Consider the following 22,472-nt stretch of genomic DNA (forward strand, 5'->3'; position numbering starts at 1 on the left):
AGAGGACCGCTTTTCAAACAACAACTTGTCCCCCTTTGTTCGGATTTAAAACTTTTTCATAAAATTTAGCGATGTGCTTTATATCCAACTAGCTCACGATCCCAAGTATCCGGAGTGATGCCTTCTTCGCGAAGTTTGTATTTTTGAACTCTTTGAGAAGGCGTCCGTGGAAACCTTTTTACGAATCTTACAAATCGCGGTAGAGCAAAGTATGCCATTCGCGGTTGACAGTAGTCTAGCAGTTCTCCTGGTGTCAGCTCTTCCCCTTCTTTTACAATAATAACAACCATAACTTCTTCTTCACCCAGCTCTGATGGAACGCCAACTGCTGCTGAATCAAGAACCTTTGGGTGTTCATTAATAACGACTTCCACTTCAAATGAGGAGATGTTTTCACCGCGTCTTCTGATGGCATCTTTTTTCCGGTCCATAAAATAAAAATACCCATCTTCATCCATGCGACCCCGGTCTCCTGTATGGAACCATAAATTTTGCCAGGTTTTAAGTGTTGCTTCCGGCATTCCGTAATATTCCGTGAACATGATGCCCGGGTCTTTTGGTCTGACTACAATTTCACCAGCCACACCTGGTAGGCATGGATTATCTTCTTCATCATGAATCTCTACTTCATAAAAGGAAGCAGCTTTTCCGCAAGAGCCTTTACGGAATGACTCAGCAGGGTTGTTGGTTACAGTTCCAAGCTCTGTTAAACCATATATTTCACTAATCTGAACACCGAATCGGTGTTGGAAATCATCATATAGGTCAAGTGGAGTTGGTCCCCCAAACGCTTTACGAACCAAATGATCTTTATCATTTGAACGTTCTGGCTGCTTCATAAGGATCGTGATAACTGAGCCCATAAAGTTAAATGCGGTTATTTTTTCCTCACGGCAAATATCCCAGAATCTTGATGCGGAGAACTTATCATGTAAAACTACATCGCAATCAGTTAATAGAGCAGAAAGAACTGTTGTATAGCGGGCATTTGCATGAAATAATGGAAACACTGTAAATAATCGGTCATTTGGACCATACTTCATTACATCACAGCAGTTTGATGCATTCTTAAAATTGGAACGATGTGTAAGTACAACACCTTTAGACGGCCCTGTAGTTCCTGAAGTAAAAAGGATTAGGGATGGATCAGTTGGTTTGATTTCAACATTTACAGGTGCATCACTAACGGTATCGAGAATATATTCAAAGAAATGAGTAGTTAATAGACTGGGAATTGCTTTATAATCATCTCCTACCACTATGACATGCCGAAGATGTGTTAGATCCCCTAGTATATCTAATAAACGATCAACCCATTGTGAAGAAATAACAATTGCTTGGCACTCAGCTTTATTAAGAATATATGTCAGTAGGTGTCCACGGAAAGCAACGTTAATAGGAACCTCAATTACACCAACCTTCGCCAAACCCAACCATGTATATAAAAATTCTGGACTATTTGGCAACATTACAGCACAGGTTGAGCCTTTTGTGAGTCCTAATTCGGTTATATAATTAGCAACCTTATTTCCATTACAATTAAATTGTTTATAGGTGACATCCGTATTTTCAAAACGGATAAATCTTGTGTAGGGTTTGGCTGCAGCGCGATGTTCAACTACTTTTCCAAATGTTTCTACTCCACTGTACATAGTTCTACTCCTTTTGTATTTTTTCTCTATATAATAATAACGTCTATTATTTTGTAACTATGTTTAATAGTCTAAGCCTTCGAAAATCCTAAGAAAGTTTGAGAACCTTTTTTATAGTAGGTAGCTTTAACAGGTATATCCGCATATAAATTTTTACTATCTTCACTAGGAATTAACTTTCCTAAAATTCTCGGACCTTCATCTAACTGAACGGTTAGGATTGTGTACGGAACATCGTCCGCAAATGAAGGATCAAAGGCACGGTGTATACCTACCCAAGAATAGACTTTTCCTAAGCCAGATACCTTCTTCCAATTCCAGTTTGTACTTGCACAGTAAGGACAACGGTGCACGGTTGGAAACCAATTCTTGTCGCATTCATTACATGCCTGTATATGAAGCTCGTGGTTATTAATTCCTTCCCACCAAAATTCACTTTCCGGAGTTTTTTCGATGGAAATTTCCATGTTTTCTATGCTTTGTTGTTGAGTCATCTTTAATCCCTCCTTAATAGTAATGCCGAACCGTCAACTTGATTTCCACTTGTTACAACGCCGATATTCGCTTTCGGAACTTGACGATCACCGCCACGTCCTTGAATTTGCAGGACTGCTTCGGCCAACGTATTCATACCGTGTACATATCCTTCACATAGAAGTCCACCGTGTGTGTTGACTGGAAGACGTCCATCAATGCCTGTCTCTCCCGCTCTAATGAGAGCACCTGCTTCCCCACGTCCAACAAGACCTAGTCCTTCCAAAGCAATTAAGACCGCACTAGAAAAACAATCATATAGTTCTGCAAAATCTACATCACTTGGTTTAAGTCCGGCGCTTTCAAATAATGGTTTGGATAAGATACTTGTGTAGTTTCTGGTAAGATCACCCCATAGTAAACTATCATTCATATCAAGACCGGATCCTGATCCGCAAATATAGGCGGCACCCTCAATAACTGCTGGTGTATGATTTAACTGGCGTGCATTCTTTAGTGAAGTTACTAACATTGCACAAGCGCCATCAACCTCAGGGGTACAATCTACTTTTCTGAATGGGTCTGCAATCATTGGACTGTCTAAGTAATCCTCGAATGTCAGAAGTTTTTTAATAATGGCTCGGTCATTTAGCATTGCGTATTTACGCTGTGCAATAGGAACAGCTGCGATGTCCTCTATTGTTGCCCCGGTTTCAATCATGTAACGTCTTGCCCACATAGCCGAATAAGCAGCCTGCCCGATGTAACCGATTGGATCACGGAATTGTGCTGCCTCCCCCGCAACATGCATGCCTCCGATCCTTTTACCACTTCTTCCATTAAGGGCTCGAAAAACTAATATATTTTCTGCCAATCCTGCTTCGATTGCCATCGCTGCCAGCATGACAGTATATGCCGGAGCCTGGCCGCCTGTATTTAAATTAAGAATATAATTTTGTTTTGGCAAACCTAGTGCTGTAGCGACTGATTCACTAGGTACGGAATCTCCTAGCACACTAAAACTGACAACTCCATCGATATCTTTCAGCTCCATCCCAGCATCGAACACTGCCTTTGAGCATGCTTCTGATGCCAAATCAAGCACCGATCTTCCCGATTGTCTTAAGAATTCTGTGTATCCTACCCCAACGATTGCTGTATTGCCTAAATAATCTAGTCGTTTTTTTGTCAAACAAGATTCCTCCAAACAGGATATTATAAGAAAGTGTTAGATTAAAATTTATTAAATATTCAATTAATTACAACTGTAAATATAGATTAAGTTACTTCAATTTTATTCTTCTAGCTTATTTCTTGTTTAAATACCTCTATCTGTCTTTAGGTTTATATTTGTCGTCGACAATTATTAGCCTCCTTATTAATCATTCACTTCCTTATTTTGTTGTTTATGATGAATTGTTAAGTTATAGCAAGAATTTTCTCTCAAAATGTATCAATGCTCATTCTGCTGTTACCCCGCCATCAATACAGATTGTTTGACCAGTTATAAAGTTAGATGCATCAGATGCCAAGAATAGGGACATAGTTGCGATGTCGGATGGTTGACCTAGACGTCTAAGTGGAATCATGTTCAGCATCTTTCCTACTAGCTCCTCATCTCCGATTTGTTCTGTATTAATATCAGTACTAATTAGTCCTGGAGCAATTCCATTAACCAAAATTCCATATCGTGCCCATTCAGAAGCAAGGGATTTCGTTAAATGAATAACTGCTGCTTTACTAGCTCCATATGGTGCGATACGTTTGAATGTCTTAATTCCACCCGCTGAAGAAATATTTATGATCTTTCCTTGCTTTTGCTCTTTCATAATCTTAGCAGCTTCCTGACAAGCAAAGAACAAGCCCTTGATATTAATATCAAACTGCATATCCCAATTTTCACCAGTAACTTCAAGTGAAGGTTTTGTGATACTTACACCAGCATTGTTAACCAGAATATCAAGCTTACCGAATGTGTCCATGATGACTTTGAACAGATTTGTAACGTCATCTAAATTAGCCATGTCACATCTTAAAGCCATTGCTTTTCCGTCCTCTTGAGTAATTTCATGGGCCACTTTTTTACAATCATCAAGATTTCGGCTGGCAATTACAACTGTAGCTCCTTGTGCAGCATAGGTTTTAACAATCTCTTTTCCTATACCACGGCTTCCTCCTGTAATTAATGCAATTTTCCCAGTTAAGTCCAAAAGTTCCAATTAAGTTACCTCCTTCAAATTGCAAAGCACAACTTAATATTCATTTCTATGTCATTCTTTGTATATAAATAGTTTCTTTATACTCTGCTTGTACGTTACTCAATTATATGATCTTACCCCAATACTATGGTAAAGTCTCAAAAACAATGTTTCATAACTTAACCTAGTAGTGGGTTCTTGCAAGAAACTATGAAAGAGCGATATTCCGTAGTTTAGAACTTCTTTGTCTCAATGATTTCATTTGAATATTCCATTAAACTTTTTATGGATTGATCAAGTGTCGCAAACCGGCTATCTTTTGTTTGCCCATTGAACCATCGATAATAGATTTGTTGCATCACAACCGCAATTTTAAAATAAGTAAACGCCATATAGAAATGAAGTGGAGGGATATCTTGTCCGGTCTTTAAAGAGTATCGGTGTATATATTCATCGCGAGTGATAAATCCAGGTGAGGTCGTCAAGGATGGTAAACTCTGTTTAACAGATTCCCAATCATTCGATTGGGTCCAATAACCCAAGGCGGCAGCTAAGTCGAATAAAGGATCAGCAATCGCAGCCAATTCCCAATCAAAAACTCCAACCACTTCCTCGACATTTTGTTTGGAGAACATCATATTGTTTAGTTTATAATCATTGTGAATGACTGTTGCTCTTTGTGAAGAAGGAATGTTCTCCGTAAACCATTTTCCTATTTTATCAAAGTATGGAATATCATGTGTTTTACTTCGTTCATACCGATTTATCCAATTGTGAACTTGTCTCTCAATAAAGCCTTCAGGTCTTCCGAAATTTTCCAAACCTACATTCTTATAGTCGATTTGGTGAAGTTGTGCCAGCGCATCAACTGCCGCAAAGGAAATTTGTTTGCATTTCTCGTCTGTAACTGTAAAATCTTGCGGGAATTTTTCATCGAATACATAGCCCTCTTTCCGTTCCATAATATAAAATGGAACCCCTATTATCGACTTGTCTTCACATAACAGGTAGGTTTTTGGTACATAAGGGAAAGCTGAATATAATTTCTCTAATAAAGAAAACTCCCGTTTCATATCGTGGGCTTTGGGAGGAAGAGGTCCTAAAGGGGGGCGCCGCATAACAACTTCTTCCTCCCCACACCGAATTAAATAAGTTAAATTGGAATACCCGGCTGAAAATTGAGTCACTTCAAGCGGTTCATTTGGCCACCAATTTAAATGTTTAAGCATATAGGAGTGAAAAGCTTCCCTATTAAAATCTTCCCCTTCACGAACGACTGATATCACATCGCTTTCATGGGATTTCATCTTATTACCGCCTTTCCGTCGATTTACCAGTTTATTTCCATTACTTGAAAACGTTTATGATAGGTGCACCTTACGACTTTATTAAGCATTCTAATGATTTAAAGTATACTTAGCCTCTTTTTGATTAAACTGTTTTAATTCTTGTTTTGCCACAGCTTCCCTGTGTACCTCATTGGGTCCATCCGCCAGTCGAACAATACGTGCATATGCCCAGTTTCTAGCAAGAGGAAAGTCTTGGCTAACTCCGCCTCCTCCGTGAACCTGAATGGCTCGGTCGATTATTTTCGTTGTCACTTCTGGTGCAATGATCTTTATCATCGCTATTTCTTTCTTCGCTTCTTTATTCCCTAATTTATCCATCATATATGCTGTTTTTAGAGTTAGTAGACGTGCTTGGTCAAGTTCAATCCTTGAATCCGCTATCCATTGCCGGATAACCCCTTTATCGGAGATAGCGCTTCCAAAAGCGACCCGAGTTTGTGCTCTCTCAATCATTGATTCCAATGCTCTTTCTGCCAAACCAATTAGGCGCATACAATGGTGAATTCGACCAGGCCCAAGTCTTCCCTGAGCAATCGCAAAACCTTTTCCTTCTCCCAATATCATATTTGAAGCAGGTACCCTTACATTTTCAAATAATACTTCTCCATGCCCATGAGGTGCATCGTCGTATCCATACACGTTGAGGCTTCGAAGAACTTTTACTCCTGGAGTATCAATCGGGACCAAAATCATGGATTGTTGCTCATAGGTTGGGGCATTGGGGTTGGATTTCCCCATAAAAATAAGAATTTTACATCGTGGATCCGGGGCGCCCGATGTCCACCATTTGCGCCCATTAATAACGTAATGGTCTCCATCTCTTTGAATGCTTGATTCAATGTTTCTCGCATCTGAAGAGGCCACTGCAGGTTCTGTCATCGCAAAGGCAGATCTGATTTTCCCCTCCAATAAAGGAATCAGCCAATCCTTTTTCTGTTGCTCCGTACCGTATCGTACCAACACTTCCATATTCCCTGTGTCAGGTGCACTACAATTAAAAGCTTCCGGACCAATGAAGGGAGAGCGGCCCATTATTTCACATAAAGGAGCAAACTCCGAATTAGTTAGTCCTGCTCCGTACTCACTTTCTGGAAGAAATAGATTCCATAGGCCCTTTTCCTTTGCTTTAATTTTCATTTCCTCAATGATTGGAGGGATTTCCCACCTCGATGTGCCTTCATTTAACTGTTGCTCATATACGGTCTCATTTGGATAAACATATTGTTCCATAAACTCCGTTACCTGATGTTGCAGATCCTTTACTTTATCCGAGAACTCGAAATTCATCCTAATACATCTCCCTTATTATTAAGATTTTTTATGAAAAGTCTTTCATTCCTGCAAAATTGATTAATTTATAATATTCGAATCACCTTTCAACTTTAATTGTAATAGACTGGATTTTGATTAGTCAATATATTTAGAATATTTTTAAAAAAATAAATTTTCTATCTCGTTTCTTCCTGTTAAAAAATGTTTTATGATAAATAATTATTCGAAAGTATTCTTAAAAATTACTCAAGCAAATGTTTAATCTGAATACCCCTTATTACTATTTCAAAAACACAAGGAATAGTATACTAATATTTTTTCACTATAATAGCTCATGCTCCCTCACAAACCACTTTCAATGTATATATTCATACTTTCATCCCTTAAATATTTTTATCCTTCCACAAAAAAAATTAGCGTTATTTTAAATATTCTGCTGCTGGTGTTTTGCAATTTTTAAAAGTAAATCTTAATTGTACCTACCACAAAGGACCTATTAGGGGGGGTACCATTTTATTTTTAAAAGAAGTAATTCAAGGAAAAAATCATCCATGCTTTCCTTCGGATTAATGGCGATTTGATTACAAATTGGTTATTTCATCCTAACCTCTCCATGTGATTTTTTGGAATAGGTAAAGCACCCGCTTTTATTCATCGTACCAGGAGGTGCTACGTATTTAACATTTAAATGGAACACTTAGTTTACTACATATTAAATGGGGCTGTCCCAAAGGGTTAATTAAGCCATAAACTGAGAGAGGCGGAAATGTTGATTTAACAACATTTCTGCCTCTTCAATTTTGCGCTATTTACTAGAAAAGGACTTATGAGACAGCCCCATTTAAACCGTGTATAGCAGTAATTTACCTTCACCGAAAATAAGCCAACTTATTTTTCTTCTCTAAATAGTAGGATGAACCATTAAACCTTAGTTTAAATTCATATTTTTCTTTGCAATGAAATTTCACACAAATCCCCACCAAGTGTTTTGCTTACCCTATTTTATAAAATAGTCTTCTCCAATTCTTCTTTCCCTGCACCGATCGTCGCATTCATGTCTACATTTTCTTGATTCACCGTGTGCGGGTATATATTTCGCTTACCTGAAAAGTTATCAAGCAAGTCTTTCACATCAATGCCTGAAGATTCCTTTAAGGACTCTTGTAGTGTGGACATTAGGTTAGTCGCGTAAGAGGTCACTTTGTTAGCCCCCCCATTTACACCGTTCCCACCCGTATCCACTACCGTTATTTTATCAATGTTACCCAGTGGAGAAGCTATTTGTTTTGCATACTCCGGGAGCATTTTCAGGATCATATCCATCACGGCCGCTTGACCAAACTGTTCAAATGCTTCAGCAATCTTCTGTTTTGCTTCGGCCTCTGCCACCCCTTTTAAACGGATGATATCGGCATCTGTTGTCCCCTGGGCCCTTTGTGCATCGGCTTTGGCAAGTCCATCCAACCGGATACGTTCCGCTTCCGCTTTTGCCATTGCTTCAATTTTATACTTATCTGCATCAGCTTCAGTTATTTGTTTCATCTTATTTGCCGAAGCCGCTTGCTCCACCGAATAACGGTCAGCATCCGCTTTTTTCTTCACTTCGGAATCATATTGCTTTTCTCGGCGAAGAATTTCTTTTTCTTCAAGCTCAATTTGCTTTTGCCGTTCAATAATCCTGATTTGCATTTCGTGTTCCATTACATCTTGCTTTGAACGGGCTGTTTCAAGATCATATGCTTGGTCTGCACGTGCTTTAGCAATGTCCTGCTCCCGGCGAAATTCTGCAACCTTTAACTTATTGATTTTTTCGGCTTCCGCTATTTCCGTTGCCCGCTCGAGTTCAGCACGTTGGGCCTCTTTTGAAGCTTCCGCCCGTTTAATCCTGGTTTCTTTTTCAGCATCAGCCGTTGCAATATCCGCATCCCTTTTTACTTGGGCAATTCTTGGCTTCCCTAGTGAATCAAGATAACCGTTTTTATCACGCACATCTTTTATTGTAAAAGACACAATGATCAGCCCCATTTTTGCTAAATCTTGAGAAGCGACCCGCTGAACTTCCTGTGAAAATTTTTCACGATTTTTATAAATTTCTTCAACGGTCATGGAGCCAAGAATAGATCTTAAATGTCCTTCTAGCACTTCACGGGCTTCCTGTTCACGATCGTCCTTGGTCTTTCCTAGAAATTGTTCAGCAGCTGTCGCTATATCCGTTATGGAACTACCGATTTTAATGATGGATACACCATCTGCCATAACTGGTACACCTTGTTCCGTATATACTTCAGGCGTAGAAACCTCCAGTTTACTCGATAGCAGGCTTAACGGTTCTGCTTGCTGGAAAACCGGAAGGACAAAGGCTCCTCCACCCCGGACAATTTTTATTTTATTTCCTGATTCATCGGCATGTACGTTTTTATTCCCCAAATAACTTCCAGTAATAATTAATGCTTCATCAGGACCAGCCGTACGGTACTTCGTAACAAAGACAGCAATAAGTGCAATAAGTAAAAAAGCAACAATAGCAATAACGATCCATATTAAACTTGTCATAAACATTCCCTCCTCAACCCTCTTTAATTATAATGGGGCATGACATAGACAACCCCATTTTTCACCTCAATGATCAAGACTTTAGTTTCTGAAGCGATTTGTTCATTTTTGAAACTTGCCGCAGTCTTAGAAATACTGCCGCTATTACTCTGTATTAACACTTCGCCAAACCCGTCTACCGGAACTGTCGTTAAGACAAGTCCCACCCTTCCCCTCAAATCATGATCATGAAAGGTTAAGCTTGACTCCGCCCTTGAAACGGGAATCAAAACAAACACATTCAATAATGTGACGGTTGTTAATGCCAGTAAAAAAGAAAGGCTTACAATCACACCGGCATGGAGATCTGTAACTGATTCAAACAGAAAGCCACTTGCAAAAAAAATCGTCAAAAAACTAAAAATCAAAGTAGGATTAAAAATATCCGGAAGTTCTAATCCAGAAAATACATCATTAAACAAAATGATTAAAAATGTCAGTCCTCCAGATAAAATTAATCCATATAGATAGACGGTTTCTAGTGGTACTCCATACAACTCCATATTTTCATCCCTTACATAAGGTTTTCTTCCCCACAAAAAATGAGCATCATTTAATTTAGCCGCTACCTCCTCTTTCTTTTCATTTGATACCATTTATATATTAGGGTTTAAACCCATATTATACTTTAATTACCATTAATACGAATGAAAGCAGGAAAGGTTTCACATTTATAATAAATACCCCTTAATTCGGACCTACTACAATTGCTCAATTTCGATAGGAATATAAAGTGTTCGTCATTTTTTTCAATATTCATTTTGAGGATACTATAGAAATAATGTACGGGGAAATTGTTTTATTTTATCGTGGCATAAATAAAGCACCTCCTATGATTAATTGTCCTCAGGAGGTGCTACGTGTTTAATATTCTCTTGTGAACTTCCTCACGTATGTTAGAAACTTCAACTTAACGGGGGCTAACCTCGATTTTAAACTTTGTTTGGGACGTATAACTTTCGCCTGCCAAAAGCAGAATATCTCCAAAACCTTCAAATTCCTCCGCTCCTGGAGCAGCTTGGGTTTCAAACGTTATTCCACCATGTTGACTTAATTTTTCTCCATGCATCAGTGGAACACCTTTCACAAAGTTTGCCGTGTAAATGACAACTGCAGGTTCATCTGTGTATACCTCGACTGTTATTTTCCCGTCAGGACTAATTAATTTGGCTGCAATTTGCTGAATTCCTGAAGAGGTAAGGAAAAATGGATGATCGATCCCTTGAACCTTTTCAACCTCTGCGTCAATAGCTTCAAAGGTTGAACGTAATTCCTTTGGCGTACGAAAGTCATAAGGCGTGCCAATCGTGCTTCGCTTTTCCCCAGTAACCGTGGTATCTTCATTTACTGGCGCAAACTCTTCAGAAAAGATTTGTAAGAAATGATTATCGATTGGATTGCTAGGGTGCCCTGTTAAGTTAAAATAGACGTGATTGGTCGGATTAAAAATTGTGTCTTTATCACTTTTTGCTTGATAGTTCACTGACCAAGTATTTAAGTTATCCAATGTATACGTCACACTTACTTTCAAATTCCCCGGAAAGCCATTTTCTCCATCAGGTGAGTGAGTTGAAAAAGTGATTGACGCACTTTCATCATTCTCCTTCACTTCATAATCCCATATTTTTTCATCGAATCCGGGATTGCCACCGTGTAATGTATTCCCTAATTGATTGACGGATGTTTTATAACGGGATTCACCAATGGAAAACTCACCATTTTTAATTCTCCCAGCCACTCTACCTATTGTAGCTCCATAATATGTTTCTTTTTGATAATCCTCTATCGTGTCAAATCCCAATACGATATTAGTGGGACCTGATTCCGTAAGAACGAAAAGATTGACGATTCTTGCTCCAAAGTTTGTAACTTCCATTCTTATACCATGATCATTTTCCATAGTAAACAGCAAAATATTATTTCCAAATGAGCTATGTGATACTTTCATAATATCGGCTCCTACCCTATTAAATTCTTTTTTATAATGATAAGTTAATTTTTTTAAAGTGAAAAGACAAAAGCCCGAAGTATTCACTTCGGCCTTTTGTTAGGAATCATAAAAGTTCATGATGTACCTATAGATTATAATGACCAGAGTACCATATGAATTCCTGATTTAACTGGCTCCAAAAATCATAGTTGAAATTTAAGCGCTTTCTCCCTTGGCTGGTTTTATTGATCCGTTTTTTTCAATTTCCTCTAAAGAATGACCTCGAGTTTCAGGAACACATGTCCGGATAAATAGAACACCAAGCAAACATATAACACCGAATATTGCAAAAACAGCTTCTTGAGAAATCGTTGCTGTCATGATAGGGAATAGTAATCCAACCAAGAAAGATCCAATCCAGTTAAATGATGAAGCTAACCCGGATGCACGCCCGCGAATCGCCAGTGGGAAAATTTCTCCAACGATAACCCATGTTAAAGGCGCCCACGTGAATGAATATAGCGCAACATAAATACTTAAAAAAACAACCATCATCATCGGATTTGCATCAGGAATTAATACATTCAATATTGCGGGCAAAATAAAGGATAGCCCCATAATAGTTCCGCCTATCGTTAATAAAGTACGGCGATTGAATTTATCAGCAATCATTAAGAATAATAATGAACCTAATACGAGTATAACCCCTTGAATAATTGGCCACATCAATACTGAGCTGGCTTCATGCCCTGTTGCTTTTTCTACAATCATAGGAATATAATAAAAAATTGCGTTTGCTCCCTGGAATTGTTGAAACGCAGCTACCCCGACCCCAGCAATTACTAGATAACGGTATTTACTGCTTAAAAGGGTTCCCCATGACGCTTTTTGATTTACTTTCGTTTCCTCTTTTGCAGTGTCTTGAATTTGTTTTATTTCAGAATCAATTTGTTCTTTGTTAGAGCGAATATAGCTCAACACTTTACGTGCTTCATTAATCTTATTATTCTTAATCAAAAAGCGTGGTGATTCCGGTAACCTTAACACCCCGATAAACAAAATTAAAGCAGGTACCGCAGCCAAACTTAGCATCAAACGCCATGCCATGGTACCTGGTAAGTCTTTCAATAGATAAGCAATAATGTACGAAAGTAACATTCCGGAAACAATCATTGTTTGATTAATTCCGGACAACCGTCCACGTAAACGGGCAGGTGCCATTTCAGACATATAGGCTGGGACTAAGGCAGAGGCAGCACCAACAGCTATCCCTAATAAAATACGAGCAACAATCATAAATAGAATCCCTTTATGAGGGGATACACCTGCTAAAATAGACCCAAAAGCAAAAATGATAGAAGATATTAAAATCATTTTGCGCCGTCCTAAACGATCTGAAAGTTGTCCAGCCAGGGCACCACCAAAAATAGCTCCAAACATCAAGGAAGAGGTGATCCAACCTATAGCACTAGGGTTGTTTTGAAGATTCCAATCATGTTGCAAAAAAGGCAAAGCACCCGTCATAACGCCGATATCATAACCGAAGAGAATGCCTCCAAATGCCCCAAAAAAATAAATGAATCCACTTGAGATTTTCTTTTCATTAACCATTAATGTTTCCTCCCAAAGGTTATAAAATTACATTCAAAAAATCCCTATACTATAAAAGTATTAATTTCTTTTTAAGAAACCCTAATAGTTTACAACTATTGCTTATAAGGATGAATTCTGTGTCATTATTCAGTCAATAAAACGCTTTCATCTTACCCTAAAAAATAAAGCACGCCTACAAAATAATTTCAGGATTTACGAATCTAATTTTCCCCTCCTCGGAAGCCAATCTCCCGAGGAGGGAAAAACATTACTTAATAATTACGTAATCCAAACCAACTAATTTTGCATAGGTTATGATTTGGTCTGTTGTTAAATTCAATGACACAACTGTATGGTGGCCCCCACCATTCTCGATCCAAGCTTTCACTCCATCTTGGAAGTTTGGCTTCACTTCCCAAAGTACACGGGCAACTGGAAGGTTTGGTGCTGGAACAGAAGGTTCAAAAGCAGAAACTTCATTAATTAAAAGTTTATAATTTGTACCAAAGTCAGCCATGGAAACAACGACACCGTCTCCCGCTTTACCATCGAATACTAAACGTGCCGGATCTTCACGATCGCCTATACCTAATGGAGATACGACCATTTTCGGTTTATTGCTTGCTAAAGTTGGATCGACTTCAAGCATATGTGACTGTAGGATTGATTCTTGTCCGGCAGCTAATTCATATGTGTAATCCTCCATAAAGCCAGTTGATTGGTTATGGCTCATCACTTTCAGTAAGCGATCAAGTGCTGCCGTCTTCCAATCTCCTTCACCCGCAAAGCCATATCCCTGCGCCATCAAACGTTGGACGGCAAGACCAGGAAGCTGTTTCATTCCATATAAGTCTTCGAAATTCGTTGTGAATGCCGTATAACCACCGTCATCAAGGAAACGTTTAATTGCAATTTCATAGCTTGCCTGTACCTTTACGCTCTTTTCCCAATCTTCCCTACTGTATGTACCATATTCAAATTCATAAAGTCCTTCATATTCTGCAAATAATGCATCAATTTCTTCATCCGTAACTGCATTTACATATTGAACAAGATCCCCTATTCCAAAATAGTCAACTGTCCAGCCAAATTGGATTTGTGCTTCAATTTTATCCCCTTCAGTTACGCCAACGTTTCGCATGTTATCTCCAAAACGAGCGACCTTAATGTTGAAGCTCTCGTTATAAGCAACCGCTACGTCCATCCATTGTGCAATTTGTTGTCGCACTTCAGGACGCTCCCAATAACCTACAACCACTTTGTTTTGTTTGTTCAGACGGGCATTGATAAAACCATATTCACGGTCACCATGAGCGGATTGGTTTAAGTTCATAAAGTCCATATCTATCGTAGCCCATGGAATGCTTTCGTTGAATTGAGTGGCTAAATGAAGTAATGGTTTTTGTAATAATTTTGTTCCACGAATCCACATTTTCGCAGGTGAAAAAGTATGCATCCAAGTAATGACTCCGGCAACTTCATCACGATAGTTGGCTTCTTTCATGATGTTTGTTATTCTATCTGCACTAACAGCTAGATCTTGCAAAACAATTGGGTAAGGCAGAATGCCGCATTCATTTAATGCATCGGTTATCGTTTGTGCATGCGCCTTGACTTGCGCTAACGCATCTTCTCCATATAGATGTTGTGATCCAACGACAAACCAAAATTCCTTTGTTTCTGTTGTTAACATAATAACCCTCTTTTCTTAATCTACTGGTTTGATAACTTGGTAGAGTTAAATCTTACTTTTGACCATAATAAGCATTTTTTCCATGTTTTCGTAAATAATGTTTATCCAAAATATTTTGTGGTAATTCTTTCGCAAAATGATTTAATTCCCTTGTGAATAAATTCATTTTCGAAACTTCATCCAAGACCACACTGTTCATGACAGCGGATTTTGCATCTTTACCCCATGTAAACGGTCCATGACCATGAAGTAATACGCCAGGAACGGCTAAAATGTCCAACCCACGCTCTTCGAATGTTTCGATGATTACCTTCCCAGTCTCCACTTCGTACCCACGATCAATTTCCTCTTGTGTTAGATAGCGCGCACAAGGGACCGATCCGTAAAATGTATCTGCATGAGTAGTCCCCATCGCTGGAACATCAAGGCCTGCTTGAGCCCAGATTGTCGCCCAAGTTGAATGAGTATGAACAATGCCGCCAATTTCTTGGTAATATTTATAAAGTACTGCGTGAGTCGCTGTATCTGATGAAGGCCTCAGCTCTCCCTCAACAACATTGCCATCTAAATCGACAACTACCATATCGCTGGCTTTCATTGTTTCGTAATCAACACCACTAGGTTTGATAACAAATAAACCACTTTCACGGTCAATGGCACTTGCATTTCCCCATGTATATTTCACGAGACCATATTTAGGCAAGTCTAAATTTGCTTGATATACCTCTTCTTTCAGTTGTTCTAACACGCCAACCCCTCCAGTTTTCCAACTCATAACATCAAATTGTCAACAGCTGCCTGCTCAATTACTAAGCCCTTCCTGTATCTTTCAATAAATGTTTCATATCCTTCAATATCTACTTGGTCAGGATAAATTTCTTGCCCATCCATATCTTTGAATACTTTTTGGTCGAGGAAGTCTTCTAAACTTTCTTTTTGATTTTTATTCAACATGTAAGAGGCAAGAATCGCCATTCCCCACGGTCCACCTTCACCTGCTGTCGACATTACCGATACTGGCGTATTCATTGCAGCGGCAACGATTTTTTGTACAACAAGTGGGGTTTTAAATAAACCACCGTGAGCTAAAATACGATCAATCGCAACATTTTCTTCCTTTGTCAAAATACCCATTCCGATATTTAAAGCACCGAAAGCAGTAAAAAGGTGAGTCCGCATGAAGTTCGCTAAATTGAAACGACTCTCAGGCGAGCGTACAAATAGTGGTCGTCCTTTTTCAAATCCTGTAATATTTTCACCTGAGAAATAACCGTAGCTAAGCAAACCACCACCATCTGGATCCGCTTCCAGAGCTTTGTTCAACATTACTTCAAATAATTTATTTGTCTCAACCTTTTGTCCCATTGCCTCAGAAAATTCACGGAACAATCCCAACCATGCATTGAGGTCACTTGAACAGTTATTCGCGTGGACCATCCCAACTGGACTTCCGTTTGGTGTAGTTACCATATCAATTTCTGGATATACTTTTGAAAGCTCTTTCTCTAGTACAATCATGGCAAAAACGGAAGTTCCTACTGAGACGTTGCCGGTACGTTTTTGCACACTATTCGTAGCAACCATTCCCGTTCCAGCATCGCCTTCTGGTGGGCAAATCGGAATGCCTGGTTGTAAATTCCCGGACCTATCCAGGATTTTCGCTCCCACTTCGGTTAATTCTCCCGCTTGCTCACCTGAAACGTAAACTTTAGGAAGGATCTCTTTAAGCATCCAAGGATAACCTTTCGTAGCAATCAATTCATCAAAACGCTTGATCATTATCTCATTGTAATCATGCGTTGATTCATCAATTGGGAACATCCCTGAAGCATCCCCAATGCCAATTGCTTTATTACCAGTCAATAACCAGTGAATGTATCCAGCCAAAGTCGTAATACAATCAATACGCGGCAAATGCTTCTCTTCATTTAATATTGCTTGATAAAGATGGGCAATACTCCATCGTTCAGGGATATTGAATTGTAATTGATCAGTTAATTCTTTTGCTGCCACACCAGTTGTTGAGTTACGCCAAGTTCGAAACGGAACAAGTAGCTCCCCTGTATGGTCAAAAGCCATATAACCATGCATCATTGCAGAGAATCCAATAGATCCAATTTTCCGAATTGTTATGCCGTAATTTCGTTCAACTTCTTGCTTCATTTCACTATAAGCTGTTTGCAGACCGGTGATTATATCCACTAAATTGTATGTCCAAAATCCATCTTCCAGAAGGTTTTCCCACTCATAACTTCCAGATGCGATTGTTTCATAACGTTTATCTATCAACACCGCTTTTATACGTGTTGAGCCAAATTCGATTCCAAGTGAAGTATCACCCTCGTTAATCGCTTGTATAATTTCTAATCGATTCGATTGCACGTTAATCCCCCTTTCGATAGCGCTTTCAATATACAGGAGGCGCTTGAATTCATTTATGAATATATTATATTTTTTGTACGTACATTTGTCAATAAACAATATTAATTATACTCACAGCTTTTAAGTTGAACCGTCATCCTCACTTCAAAGGCAGTGAATCTAGGATATTAAGTGAATAGGGATAGGGAGTAAAGGATATGGTAAAAAATCAGGTATTAATAGCTTTATCCAAAACATATACACAAACTGAGGTAATTTGTTTTAATCCACTCAGGCTTATGTTAAAATGTGTACGTACAAATATAAAAGGAAAATAAATAAGAATGCAAACAACCGAAACGAGGTGAGGTTTAATGAAACCAAAGTATCAGGTAATCGTCGATCATTTAAAAAATAAAATCCTTACAGGTGAGTATAGTATAGGAGAACAAATTCCTACTGAGTCCGTTATGCAAGATATGTACAACGTTAGCCGACACACTGTAAGAAAGTCCATTTTAGAATTAGCAAACGAGGGATTCTTAAGAAGTGAAAAAGGTTCTGGGACATATGTTAGTAATCAATATCAACTAAAGTCTGGTGGGAATTTCAAATATAAAACGATTGGTGTCATCACGACCTACATATCGGATTACATTTTCCCTTCTATTATCCGCGGAATTGAAAAAAGATTAAATGAAAATAATTATTCCTTACTATTGGCCAGTACAAATAATGACGTCGAACAAGAAAAAAAAGCCTTGGAAATGATGTTATCTTTTGGCGTAGATGGTTTGATTGTTGAACCTACAAAAAGCAATCTATACAATCCCAACATTGCTTACTACCTAACATTTAAGGAACAAGAGGTACCATTCATCATGATTAACGCTTATTATGAAGAATTAGAAGTTCCTTTCTTTTGCCTAGATGATGTGCAGTCGAGCTATCTCGCGACAAAAGAATTAATTTCCAATGGACACACCCAAATTGGGTTCATATCAAAAATGGATGATTTACAAGGAAAATATCGAATGAAGGGATATATAAAAGCACTTGGAGAAGCAAAATTACGCTTTCAACCCGAACAATTGCTTTCATATACTACAGAAACGAAGCTAGACTTGCACAAGAACTTGAAGCGGTTCTTAAACGAAAATAGAGACATGTTGACTGCCATTGTTTGCTATAACGACGAGGTAGGGTTAGAAGTAGTAAATGTATGCAGACAACTTGATATTTCCATTCCGGAACAATTATCAATTATTGGCCAGGACAATTCTTATATTGCGAAAAATGCTAATATCAAATTAACGACTTTAACACACCCACAAGAACAAATGGGTCATGATGCAGCTGATTGGTTGATCAAGAAATTACAAGGAAAGAAGGACTTACCCAATGAAAACTATTACCAACCAGTCTTAGTTGAAGGGGAAACTGTAAAAAAGCTAGATATAAAATAAATCTAGTCTGGTTTAAATGATTGACTATCTTCACATGGGCTCTGATTATTCCTATGTGAAGGCAGTCAAATGATGAAATCCATTTTTCTGCTCTTTCAAGATTCCATCCTCATTTACAAAGTGGTGACCATACAGCTATACCTGTATTATTGATAATTGTTCAAGTTAAGCTAAATATCAGGCTTATAAAACCCTATATAATTTACACTCCCCCCTAATTCCAACCTACTTGTAATCCGATCTTTAACCCTCAAACTAATAAACAAAAGATATTGACAGTATTTACATCCTATAATAAAATTTTATTTGTTAACCAAATAAAAAATTAGTTTACATTAGGGGGAAACGCTATGAATACGAGTCATGAAAAATTAAGAATGATGATAATCACAGCCTTATTTGCAGCTATTATCGGAATCCTTTCCCAACTAACCATTCCACTCCCGCTCGTGCCTATTACAGGACAAACTCTGGCCGTTGGACTTGCCGCTACGATCCTGGGTGCTCGTTATGGTACTTATTCAGTAGTTTTGTACTTATTCATTGGTGCAGCTGGTGTTCCTGTCTTTGCAGAAATGTCTGGAGGACTGGCAAAGATTTTCGGTCCTACCGGTGGCTATTTATTGTCTTATATCCCTACTGTTTTCATTACCGGCTGGATTTTGGAAAAAACCCGTTTTACATTTCCGATTGCTTTCATAGCTAATATCATTGGCATGATGATAACATTAACCATTGGAACAATATGGTTAAAATATGCAGCTTCATTAACTTGGACAGCTGCCATTGCTAGTGGATTCGCACCATTCTTAATCGTAGGTATCCTGAAAGCCCTCCTAGCATCCTGGTTAGGTGTTTCCATTCGAGCTAGACTTGCTTCAGCTAAAATGCTTCCGAAAAAAAATATCTCTATTTCCTAATAGACAAAATAAAGACAGGTAGATACCATGGATTTGGTACCCCCTGTCTATATCGTTTAATTATATATATTTAAAGTCGGGCTTTATTTTCCAGAAAATAAAAAAAGACTCTTTTTAGAAAAAAGACTCTTTTTTTATATGTATTTACTACGGTCCTATCCCCATAAGCCCGAATTAAATAGCATAGTAAAAGTATGATAAACCCCTTTGTTTACCTACACCATTTTACTATAACAATTAAGATTTGACAACTCTTGAATATATTCTATCACGATTGTTTTTATTTATTAACGACTTTATATACCTTTGTTTTTCCATCGCTATACGTAACTTCCAATTCGAACTCTTGGTAATCCTCTTTTAAGTTAAAGGCTTTAGTCACTTCTTGTACGACCTCATCATCCGTAGAGTCTTGGGTGAACGTCAACTTTTCTAAAATTGGCGTCAATTCTTCCATCGCTTCATCACCATGTACTTCATGTTTATTGGATTCATCATCGATAGAAGCTTCCGTTTGAGCACCCATGGTATCATATTCCGCTTCATAGTCATTGTTATTCCCTTTATAATCTACTTCTAGGTTAAAGGCTTTGAAAGTAAATGGAAGCTTTTCATTGGTTTCTGTTCCCTTTTCAGGATTTGTTTCCGCTTGGTTTTCATTTTCTTGTACCGGCGGATTCTTTACCTCGTCATCTTCTCCACATCCTGCTAATACAAGCATAGCAGCAAATGGGACCGAAAGTACTTTTAAAGATTTCTTCATATGGTTTCCTCCTAAATCTCTTTTCTTATCTATTACCTAAATGGTAGAATTTAAAACACGAATTTATTTATATAAGGAAAATCCCTCTAGTTATAGAGGGATAATATAAAGTAAAACTACAAAGAAGTGTGCCACAGATCCTGCTAGCACGAAGAGATGCCATACAGCATGGTGAAAAGGAAAACCACGCCATACATAAAAGATGGCACCGAAAGTATAAAGTAATCCTCCTGCTATAAGTAATTGTATGCCTGCTGCTGGCATGGTGTTGGTTAGCGGGCCCCATGCCAGTACAATCATCCACCCCATTGCGATATATAAAATCGTGGATAGATAAAGAAACTTCTTAACAAAGAAAGCCTTGAAGATGACTCCTACCACTGCCACACCCCATACAACTCCCAGTAGCGTCCATCCTAAAGCCCCTTGAATGACGAGCAGCATGATTGGTGTATACGTGCCCGCAATGAATATATAAATGGCCGAGTGATCAAAAATCTCAAAAAGGTCTTTCAATTTCCCCTCAGGAAAGCTATGCACTAAAGTAGAAGCTACATATAAAAGGAGCATAGAAACTCCATAAATGATCGAAATCACAATGAGTGAAGCCGATCCTTGTTGAGCAGAGAAAATTATTAATAAAACAAGAGCGGCAATGCTTAATAAGACACCAATTCCATGGGTGATTGCATTGAATACTTCCTCTTTTTTTGTATAAACGTGCGTATTAGCCATCTTACAACTCCTTATTCATTGAACCACTTTTCAATTTCCTTTTCAATTATATCCTACTTCCAGAATGCATTAAAGTAAGTAATTCCATTCATCAGCCCTTTTCGACTATAACGTTTTTGAGGAAATACTCTTTTATTGAAAAAGGCCTGACCGTAGACGGTCAGGCTTCATGATCAAATGGCAAAATGGTGGCCACCGATAATTTTAACCACTTCTAATTTTTCCATCCACACACTGTCGGATATACTTGGATTCCAAAAATATAATGCATCATTCGTATAGCCGTGAATGGCTATTGCTTCATTTACTGCCCGTACTGCATCTTCTCCAGCAGGTTTGTTAATGCTACCATCATCAACAGGAGAGAATTGATTTTTTTGATAAATCACTTCTCTTACTGTTTCAGGGAATTCGCCACTATCAAGACGATTTAACACGACTCCTGCTACTTCTACCTTGCCTCTATATGGCTCACCTTTTGCCTCAGCATGAACCAATCTAGCTAATAATTCTTTATCGGTTTCATTCATGAAATGCGGAATAATCAATGTTTTGCCTGGTTCAGCAACATTATTCTTGTTATTATTGACTTCTTTTAACGTTTGAATTGGAACTCCATGCTGCTTAGCGATATCCCATATCGATTCACCTTGTTTAATAACATGTTTTTTAGCACCATTCGAAGCCTTGCTTGTGGTTTCCCAAGGGAATGCTAGTCCAAGTATGATGACACTAAGAGTTATGATCATCGGTAATACAACTGATAATTTCATCCTTTAACCTCCTCGTTAAGCACCTCCCTAGAATAACAGAATAAAAAAGAGAAAACAGCGTCAAATTATTCCCAAGGTAATCCAGGTGTTTTTTTACATTTTTAAAAAAAGTGATTATCGTTCATTCATTTCTCGCTTGCCATTCTTCACGTAACATCCCCATCTTGATGGAATCGTAGTAAATCCCATCGTGATAAATGCATTTCCTTATTCTACCCTCAAGTTGCATTCCTACTTTTTCAGCGACCGTCATCATTCGTTCATTTCCAGACCACGTCGTCAATCCTATCCTTTCAATGGTTAAATTTTGAAATAAATAAGGAATGAATAGGCTAATGGCTTCCGTTCCATAACCGCCATTCCAATATCTTGGTTCATATATGGTAATTCCGATTTCTAGCCATCTTGCTGGTTCATTCTCCCAATAATAAACAACCGACCCGATTATTTGGTGTTCCCTTTCTATTAATAATTCAGAGAAAACACCTAATTTTTGATCGTATCTCCGTAGTTTCATCTCATTGTTAATGTACGTAGGATAATCCATAATTTCATTAGCTGAGTATGGTGTATCCCATTTTTTCCACAAAGGATTTTCTTCTCCATACCTTAAACTCCATAAGGTTTTCAAATCGTCCTGTTGGACATTCCTCAACCGTACTTTTTTTCCTGTAATCAAAACATCTATCAAAATTGCTTCC

The 22,472-nt window shown here is 38.3% G+C and carries 19 protein-coding genes; 2 read left to right on the top strand and 17 right to left on the bottom strand.

The window, feature by feature from the left end:
• Positions 1-65: 65 nt before the first annotated feature.
• The 13 genes from AC503W_RS10995 to AC503W_RS11055 form a co-directional block, all read right to left on the bottom strand.
• The gene (locus AC503W_RS10995; protein WP_427688793.1) at positions 66-1,652 is read right to left on the bottom strand and encodes an AMP-binding protein; all 1,587 of its coding nucleotides are present in this window, start codon (positions 1,650-1,652) and stop codon (positions 66-68) included.
• A 71-nt stretch (positions 1,653-1,723) separates the two neighbouring features.
• Positions 1,724-2,146 (bottom strand): Zn-ribbon domain-containing OB-fold protein, encoded by a 423-nt coding sequence (locus tag AC503W_RS11000; RefSeq protein ID WP_427688795.1) that lies wholly within the window; start codon positions 2,144-2,146, stop codon positions 1,724-1,726.
• 2 nt (positions 2,147-2,148) lie between these two features.
• Positions 2,149-3,318 (bottom strand): thiolase C-terminal domain-containing protein, encoded by a 1,170-nt coding sequence (locus tag AC503W_RS11005; RefSeq protein ID WP_427688797.1) that lies wholly within the window; start codon positions 3,316-3,318, stop codon positions 2,149-2,151.
• 268 nt (positions 3,319-3,586) lie between these two features.
• The gene (locus AC503W_RS11010) at positions 3,587-4,345 is read right to left on the bottom strand and encodes an SDR family NAD(P)-dependent oxidoreductase (RefSeq protein ID WP_427688799.1); all 759 of its coding nucleotides are present in this window, start codon (positions 4,343-4,345) and stop codon (positions 3,587-3,589) included.
• 212 nt (positions 4,346-4,557) lie between these two features.
• Positions 4,558-5,631 (bottom strand): phosphotransferase family protein, encoded by a 1,074-nt coding sequence (locus AC503W_RS11015; RefSeq protein WP_427688801.1) that lies wholly within the window; start codon positions 5,629-5,631, stop codon positions 4,558-4,560.
• A gap of 90 nt (positions 5,632-5,721) precedes the next feature.
• Positions 5,722-6,960 (bottom strand): acyl-CoA dehydrogenase family protein, encoded by a 1,239-nt coding sequence (locus AC503W_RS11020; protein ID WP_427688803.1) that lies wholly within the window; start codon positions 6,958-6,960, stop codon positions 5,722-5,724.
• Between the two features lie 987 nt (positions 6,961-7,947).
• Positions 7,948-9,498 (bottom strand): flotillin lipid rafts scaffold protein FloT, encoded by a 1,551-nt coding sequence (floT, locus tag AC503W_RS11025; RefSeq protein WP_427688805.1) that lies wholly within the window; start codon positions 9,496-9,498, stop codon positions 7,948-7,950.
• 23 nt (positions 9,499-9,521) lie between these two features.
• Entirely contained in the window at positions 9,522-10,040 is a 519-nt protein-coding gene (locus AC503W_RS11030; RefSeq protein ID WP_402988312.1) for an NfeD family membrane protein, read from the bottom strand.
• A 407-nt stretch (positions 10,041-10,447) separates the two neighbouring features.
• On the bottom strand, positions 10,448-11,485 hold the full coding sequence (locus AC503W_RS11035) for an aldose epimerase family protein (protein ID WP_427688807.1): 1,038 nt from the start codon (positions 11,483-11,485) through the stop codon (positions 10,448-10,450).
• Positions 11,486-11,683: 198 nt separating this feature from the next.
• Positions 11,684-13,078 carry a sugar porter family MFS transporter gene (locus AC503W_RS11040; RefSeq protein WP_427688809.1) on the bottom strand — a complete coding sequence of 465 codons (1,395 nt, stop codon included), beginning with the start codon at positions 13,076-13,078 and terminating at the stop codon, positions 11,684-11,686.
• Positions 13,079-13,328: 250 nt separating this feature from the next.
• The gene (gene araA, locus AC503W_RS11045; protein WP_427688811.1) at positions 13,329-14,753 is read right to left on the bottom strand and encodes an L-arabinose isomerase; all 1,425 of its coding nucleotides are present in this window, start codon (positions 14,751-14,753) and stop codon (positions 13,329-13,331) included.
• 52 nt (positions 14,754-14,805) lie between these two features.
• Entirely contained in the window at positions 14,806-15,501 is a 696-nt protein-coding gene (locus AC503W_RS11050; protein ID WP_402956933.1) for an L-ribulose-5-phosphate 4-epimerase, read from the bottom strand.
• A gap of 23 nt (positions 15,502-15,524) precedes the next feature.
• Positions 15,525-17,135, bottom strand: a complete 1,611-nt coding sequence (locus AC503W_RS11055; protein WP_427688813.1) for a xylulokinase — start codon at positions 17,133-17,135, stop codon at positions 15,525-15,527.
• Between the two features lie 353 nt (positions 17,136-17,488).
• Between AC503W_RS11055 and AC503W_RS11060 the strand changes: the two genes are divergently transcribed.
• The gene (locus AC503W_RS11060) at positions 17,489-18,580 is read left to right on the top strand and encodes a GntR family transcriptional regulator (RefSeq protein ID WP_427688815.1); all 1,092 of its coding nucleotides are present in this window, start codon (positions 17,489-17,491) and stop codon (positions 18,578-18,580) included.
• Positions 18,581-18,930: 350 nt separating this feature from the next.
• The gene (locus AC503W_RS11065) at positions 18,931-19,500 is read left to right on the top strand and encodes a biotin transporter BioY (protein WP_427688817.1); all 570 of its coding nucleotides are present in this window, start codon (positions 18,931-18,933) and stop codon (positions 19,498-19,500) included.
• Positions 19,501-19,780: 280 nt separating this feature from the next.
• Here the strand turns inward: AC503W_RS11065 and AC503W_RS11070 are convergent, their stop codons facing one another.
• The 4 genes from AC503W_RS11070 to AC503W_RS11085 form a co-directional block, all read right to left on the bottom strand.
• The gene (locus AC503W_RS11070; protein WP_407408357.1) at positions 19,781-20,263 is read right to left on the bottom strand and encodes a YusW family protein; all 483 of its coding nucleotides are present in this window, start codon (positions 20,261-20,263) and stop codon (positions 19,781-19,783) included.
• Between the two features lie 90 nt (positions 20,264-20,353).
• On the bottom strand, positions 20,354-20,998 hold the full coding sequence (gene trhA / locus AC503W_RS11075) for a PAQR family membrane homeostasis protein TrhA (RefSeq protein WP_427688819.1): 645 nt from the start codon (positions 20,996-20,998) through the stop codon (positions 20,354-20,356).
• Between the two features lie 173 nt (positions 20,999-21,171).
• On the bottom strand, positions 21,172-21,771 hold the full coding sequence (locus AC503W_RS11080; protein ID WP_402868856.1) for a cell wall hydrolase: 600 nt from the start codon (positions 21,769-21,771) through the stop codon (positions 21,172-21,174).
• Positions 21,772-21,892: 121 nt separating this feature from the next.
• Positions 21,893-22,462: a GNAT family N-acetyltransferase gene (locus tag AC503W_RS11085; RefSeq protein WP_403079447.1), complete on the bottom strand. Its 570-nt coding sequence runs from the start codon at positions 22,460-22,462 to the stop codon at positions 21,893-21,895.
• Positions 22,463-22,472: the final 10 nt, after the last annotated feature.

Source organism: Peribacillus suis, from assembly GCF_059384845.1.